The organism is Methanobrevibacter sp., from assembly GCF_015062985.1.
GTDB lineage: Archaea > Methanobacteriota > Methanobacteria > Methanobacteriales > Methanobacteriaceae > Methanocatella.
In genome coordinates, this window is the sequence record NZ_SUTI01000042.1 from 1 (window position 1) to 3,721 (window position 3,721).

The 3,721-nt window shown below is 32.0% G+C and carries 8 protein-coding genes; 2 read left to right on the forward strand and 6 right to left on the reverse strand.

The window, feature by feature from the left end; translation table 11 throughout:
• Together E7Z77_RS09730 and E7Z77_RS09735 are read left to right on the forward strand one after the other, a co-directional pair.
• Nucleotides 1–686, forward strand: a 686-nt coding sequence (locus E7Z77_RS09730) for a PP2C family protein-serine/threonine phosphatase (protein ID WP_292753570.1), incomplete at its 5' end; no start/stop codon positions are given.
• A 59-nt stretch (nt 687–745) separates the two neighbouring features.
• A complete protein-coding gene (locus E7Z77_RS09735; RefSeq protein WP_292753572.1) occupies nt 746–1,120 on the forward strand; it encodes a hypothetical protein in 375 nt (124 codons plus the stop codon).
• 3 nt (nt 1,121–1,123) lie between these two features.
• Here E7Z77_RS09735 and E7Z77_RS09740 read toward each other — a convergent pair whose 3' ends face one another.
• The 6 genes from E7Z77_RS09740 to E7Z77_RS09765 form a co-directional block, all read right to left on the reverse strand.
• A complete protein-coding gene (locus E7Z77_RS09740; protein ID WP_292753574.1) occupies nt 1,124–1,348 on the reverse strand; it encodes a hypothetical protein in 225 nt (74 codons plus the stop codon).
• 12 nt (nt 1,349–1,360) lie between these two features.
• The gene (locus tag E7Z77_RS09745; protein WP_292753577.1) at nt 1,361–1,597 is read right to left on the reverse strand and encodes a hypothetical protein; all 237 of its coding nucleotides are present in this window, start codon (nt 1,595–1,597) and stop codon (nt 1,361–1,363) included.
• A gap of 5 nt (nt 1,598–1,602) precedes the next feature.
• Nucleotides 1,603–2,124, reverse strand: coding sequence for a hypothetical protein (locus tag E7Z77_RS09750; protein ID WP_292753580.1), 522 nt, complete (start codon nt 2,122–2,124; stop codon nt 1,603–1,605).
• Nucleotides 2,125–2,137: 13 nt separating this feature from the next.
• Nucleotides 2,138–2,482 (reverse strand): SHOCT domain-containing protein, encoded by a 345-nt coding sequence (locus tag E7Z77_RS09755; protein ID WP_292753582.1) that lies wholly within the window; start codon nt 2,480–2,482, stop codon nt 2,138–2,140.
• Between the two features lie 113 nt (nt 2,483–2,595).
• On the reverse strand, nt 2,596–3,369 hold the full coding sequence (locus E7Z77_RS09760) for a hypothetical protein (protein WP_292753584.1): 774 nt from the start codon (nt 3,367–3,369) through the stop codon (nt 2,596–2,598).
• A 125-nt stretch (nt 3,370–3,494) separates the two neighbouring features.
• Nucleotides 3,495–3,721 (reverse strand): zinc ribbon domain-containing protein (locus E7Z77_RS09765; RefSeq protein WP_292753585.1); only part of this gene is annotated, 227 nt, incomplete at its 5' end.

Below are 3,721 nucleotides of genomic sequence, written 5' to 3' on the forward strand. Positions count from 1 at the left end.
TACCAACTAAATTTGCAGAATTCTACGAAGGCAAAAACATTACTCTTTGGGGGTCCATGGAAGCCGCACGTGAAGTGGGCGGTGATTTCTATGACTACTTCGATATAGATGATGAGCATGTCGGTTTTGTAATAGGTGATGTGAGCGGAAAAGGAGTTACAGCAGCACTGATAATGGTTAAGGCAATGACATTAATCCAGGAATATGCAAAACAATACAATGACCTTTCCAAAGTGTTCTATGAAGTCAACAATGAGTTATGCGAAGGAAATTCCGAAACACTGTTCGTAACCTGCTGGCTTGGAAAGATAAACACAAGAACCGGTAAGGTGTCCTATGTCAACGCAGGCCACAATCCTCCACTGGTTAAAAAAGGAGATGGATTTGAATATCTAAACAGTTCCCCAGACCTTGTACTGGCCGCAATGGAAGATATGCCTTACGAAACCCATGAAATACAATTAAACTCAAATGATGCAATATTTCTCTACACTGATGGAGTTACAGAAGCAAATGACAACTACAATGGATTCTACGGCGATGAAAGATTGAAAAACATCCTCAACGAACATCAAAACGATGAGGTAAGCGCAATAATCGATTGCGTCAAAAAGGACATTGACGAGTTCTGCAACAGCCAAGAGCAATTTGACGATACCACAATGATAATCGTTAGAAGGGACTAATACAAAAAATGTTAATTACAATAAATGCAAAATAGGAATTATGAGAAAAATAATAATTGATGACAGTTGGCGTTTTCCAAAGACCAGAAGAACTGATTTTAGTAGATTTTTATCTGCAGTACAAGCCAATGCTTGAAGAAAATAATCCTCAATTTGATCCACATGATTTTACAATGCTGTTATATATGTATAAGATGTTGGATGTTAATTATATTGACAATATGGAAATATTAAAAAAGAAATATGGGAAAAGATATGTTGATGAGTTGTCTAAAGAAAAATTGGAATTTCTTGAGATAATAACTGTTTTTACATTTATTCATAGGTTAGATCGTCACATGGGTTGGGGATTCTATGATGATTGCTTGGCAGATGGCACATATTATAATTTGCTTTGCAGGTTAGAAGAGATAAAAAATGAATTAGAAAGCTAATCACTATTTTTTTAATTGTTTTTCATTAATTAAGTGACATAATTCTGCGAGATATTCCTGGTTCATGAGATAAATGAATTTAGGAGGAGATTCATAGAAATCACATTCCCTTAGCTCCTTATCTTTTTCATACCTGCGGATTTCTAGCATGATTTCATCTCGTTTTTTAATGAGTTCCTCCAGTGTTGCATTTTCTAATGATTTTCTGAAATTTTCTCGATCAATCATATTAATTACCATTTAATACTCATCTTTTTCTTCATCTTTTTCATTAATTAAATAGCATAACTCTGCCAGATATAAATTATTCATAAAATAAATCATTTCAGGACTTGGACTTGCCCAACATTCTTCTTCGAGTATTTTACCTTTTTCATACCTTCGAATTTCCCGTATTAGTTTATCTCGTTCTTTTATGATTTCTTTAAGTGTTGCATTTTCCAACGCTTTTCTAAAACTTACTGGATCAACCATCATATATATCATTCTTCAAGTTCTTTTATTGCATCTTTTGCCAGCATTATCATAATTTTTGACCATAAGATTTGACTATAATCTTCCAATTGTGCTTTGTTAAACCATTGCTGAAGCTTGTTACATTCACTTAACACTTTCTTTTCAATCCTTTTTAAGCTTAAAGGTTTCTCCGTATAAGGCATATTCAAGTATTCCTCTTCAAAACTGATTAAAAAGTTAAAGTATCCATTTTCAATAAGCATATCAAAATGTTGGTCTAAAATATTTTTTAATTTATGCTCAGCTTCAGATGCATCAAAATAAAAATCTTCTTCAAAGTATGACATATTTTTTTGCATACTATCAATCATTTCATTTACTTTTACCTTATAATCATTGGTTAATTCTTCAATTAAATCAGCATTAGGCATTTCACCTGTATGAACATATTCATATAACAACTTAGGATTTCTTTTGACTATACTTGGAAGCTCATCAAAAGGTTTACCCTCATTTTGAAAATTCCAAATAATCGAATCATTGGCCATAATATACCTCTAATTAACCATCAATCAATTTCTTTTTCATCGCAGCAAACTCTTCATCAGTTAGCAACCCTTCTTTATACATATTAACTATCTTCTCAAGGTCATCGACTAAGTGATTATTATCATTAATTCTAGTTTCTCGCTTTTTAATTTCTATTAACTTATTTAATCCTACAAGGATTTTTTTATCATTGTGATATTGGCTGCTGTAACTGGGGCATCTTAAATGGTCTATTTCATCATATTTGCCGGATTCATATTCTATGATGAATTTCATTATACTATTTTTCACTTTGTAAATTTCATCTAATGATGCATTTTCATATCTTTTTATGAAATTTTTTGGAGAAATTAACATATAAAACACCCTTGCATTAATCTTGTTACTCTGTCTGTCACCACTATCTTAAATTATTATTGTTAATAGATTGTTGTATCTCTTCTGGAAACAGGTGTACATCAATCGGCTTTTTAGAAATTAATCATAATTATTATTAATATTATAAATCCTAACAATACCAAGGCAATTAATTTTATAAGTTCATCTTTGCAATGAGGGCAAGAGCCATTAACATGAGTGTTATAAATCTTACCACAGTTACTACATTCTATATTGCAATTAGGACATAAACTTAGTTCTTTACTATAAATCATATCACAATCAGGGCATTTAGGATTACAATGCGGACAAAGATCATAATCAACCTTGTTATAGATTTTACCACAATCAGGACATTCTTTATTACAATGTGGACAAGAACCTAATTTTTTTCTATAAATTCTACCACATTTGGAACATTCAATATAACAATCAGGGCAAAGCTTTAATTTTTTTCTATAAACTTTACCACATTCAGAACATTTAATATAACAATTAGGACAATATCCATCATCAGCATAATAAATTTTACCACATTTAGGACACTCAGTATAGCAATCAGGACAATAGTCTAAATAGTTACTATAATATTTACCACATTTAGGGCATTTAGGATAACAAATAGGACATTTCTCATACTTGTATCTATTATATGCGGAACCACAGACGCTACAGATTAACCTATCTAGATGAGAACGCTCATAATCGTAAGAAGTATATAAATCATGTTGTATATCCTGTTTAAGATATTCACTCAATTCATTGCTATACCCACAATCTGGGCATTGAGTAAACGCACTGTGCAACCTACCACATTTAGGACACTTGACATCTAAACCTGAAGTTCTATTCTCATCCCATCCCATATCAATCAATTAATATTTTATCACACAAAGATGATATAACTTGTGTATAAATTATCAAGTATAATTCAAAAGAAAAAAAATTAAAAATTTAATCTACAATTGTTATTTACTAAGTAATTCCTGTTCTAATTGGAGCTTCTCCATGTGTTACCACATTTTGCGCATCTGATAAAATTAGTTGGTGCCTCATCGGCTGAACGAGTCTGGACTGTCCACCAGTAGCCCTTTGTTCCCCCACACTTATAGCAGGTTATTCTTGTTGTAGGAAGAGCCTTGTTGTTGTCGGTTACAATCACCTTTGCCTGAGGATTGGTTTCCCCTTCCATGTGATACTGCTTTTCAATATCATCAT